Here is a 2,204-nt window from a genome sequence, read left to right on the forward strand (position 1 = left end):
CCCCGACATCATCCAGATACGCCCGCAACGTGCAGACCAGCGCCTGCCACACCTGCCCGGAGTGCCCGACGAACACACCGGTCCCACGCAGCAGTTCCGCATCCTTGCTCCACGCCTCATCCCGCAGGTCAAGCGCACACCGCAGCGCCACCAGCTGGCTCCGATCGAGCCGCGCCAGCACGGTCGGCGGCAACCGCACCTCCAGCGGCGCCGGCGGCTCGAAGCCACCTCCCAGCTCCACGCCACCCCCACGCGGCTCCACCGCGGTGGTGGCGACCACCACCACCGGCTCCGCCTTCGCTTCGGGCGCTTCGGGTACGTGCGGGTCCCGCCGGACCCGAGGCCGGTCGCTGACGACCAGGTGCGCGTTCGTACCGCCGAACCCCATCGCCGACACCGCCGCCACCCGCCTGCAGCCGCTCTCCGTACCAGCCCGCCAAACCACCGTCCGTCGCGGCACGTCGACCGCGTCGCTCACCGGCCCGGCATCAAGCAACTGCCCAGGAATCGCCTCATACCGCAGCGCCAACAGCGCATGGATGACATTGACCGCCCCCGCCGCCCAACCGGTATGCCCGATCAGCGACTTATTGGACGTAAGCGTCCACCGCTTACCCGGCGCCGCAGCGCACAGCGCCTCGATTTCCGCCCGATCCCCGGCCGCGGTGCCCGTGGCATGGGCAACGACCCAGTCGATCTCCTCAGCGCGCACCCCGGCCGCCGCCCAAGCCCGCTCCAGTGCGATCCGCTGCCCGGCCGGATTCGGCGCGTACACAGCCTTCCCCCGCCCATCCGACGAGCCCCCGAAGCCGCGCAAAAAGCCCAGCACAGGGTCGCCGTCCGCACACGCCCGCGCATACGTCTTCAACGCCACCACCGCGGCACCATCGGAGAACAGCACCCCGTCAGCACCACTGTCGAGCGACCGCACCCGGCCACCCGTGGACAGACCGTCCAGCTTGGAAAAGAGCACCATGGTCTGGGCGTTGACGGCATACGTCCCCCCGCACACCGCGAGATCGGCACGCCCCTCACGCAGCGCCCGCATCCCGAAGTCGAAGCTGTACAGCGACGACGAACAAGCAGTGTCGACCACCACCGTCTCAACCGGCTCAACCACCCCGGCCAGCGCCCGGCGCACCACCCGATACGGGGCGGTGGCATCCGTATCAGGCCCACCGCCGGGATACAGTCCGGCCAGCGGATCACCATCACCGTCCCCGGACCCCCCGGACAGCAGCCGCGCCCCGCGCCGCAACAGCCCGTGCTCGGCGGCATGCCCACCATCGGCCGTCATGCCGACCGCGGCGAAGGCGCGCAGCTCCGGCCCATGCCGGACACCGTCGAGCGCCTGCAGCACGCTGTGCCGCAGCCACCGCCCGCTGAGCTCTGGGCAGTCCCAGTCGCCGGAGTCGAGCTCCGCCCGTAACCGGGGATGCGGGGCGAAGTCGTGGATGAATCCGGACGTCCGGGTGTACGTCTTGTCCGGCGCCGCCGGATCGGCCGACCACAGCGTGTCGATATCCATCCGCGCGCCGGGCTCGCTGAACTGCGGCTCCCGGTCCCGCAGCAGATGCCAGAACTCCTCCGGCCCATTGGCACCCGGCACCGCCAGCCCCATGCCGACCACGACGATCTCGTCATCGGATACGGAGTCGCCCACAGCCGGAACCGGAACCGGGACCGGAACCGGAACAGCCAACGCAGCAGCGTCCTCCACCCCCACCACAAGCCCCCGCGCACGCAGCACCGCCGCCGCAGCTTCAGCGACCGCACGATCACCGGTCTCGGCCGCTATCCGGTAGCGCCGCCCGCGCCCCGTCGCCTCAGCCATTGCTCCCCGCGCCACGGCCGGTCTCGACGATGAGCTCGGCGAGCCCCGAGAGCGTGGACTGCAGGGCGAAGCGGGTGTCGTCGGCCACGTGCTGCAGCCCGAAGCGGTCCACCAGCGAGGAGAGGATCTCCATGCGCTTCAGTGAGTCGATCCCGAGGTCCCCCTCCAGGTCCGCGTCGGGATCCATGGCCTCGATCGGGTAGCCGAGCCGCTCGGCGTAGATGCGCTGGAGCGCCGCCAAGACATCGTCGTCAGGAGGATCAGCCGCCGGTACAGGCATGGGCGGCGGCTCGACGGAGCGCGAGCCGGACCGTACCAACGGATCCGCCGGCACCGCAGCCTCCGGCACCCCCACCGCCCCCCGCTCCAC

Annotated in this window: 2 protein-coding genes; both read right to left on the minus strand. The window is 71.2% G+C overall.

Annotation, left to right across the window (positions count from 1 at the left end):
* The coding region (locus G5C51_RS41625) for a beta-ketoacyl [acyl carrier protein] synthase domain-containing protein (RefSeq protein ID WP_338118509.1) at positions 1 to 1,663 on the minus strand (1,663 nt) is incomplete at its 3' end.
* A gap of 163 nt (positions 1,664 to 1,826) precedes the next feature.
* A partial coding sequence (locus tag G5C51_RS41630; protein WP_240930285.1) for an acyl carrier protein occupies positions 1,827 to 2,204 on the minus strand: 378 nt, incomplete at its 5' end.

This window comes from Streptomyces coryli (genome assembly GCF_011044975.1).
GTDB lineage: Bacteria > Actinomycetota > Actinomycetes > Streptomycetales > Streptomycetaceae > Streptomyces > Streptomyces coryli.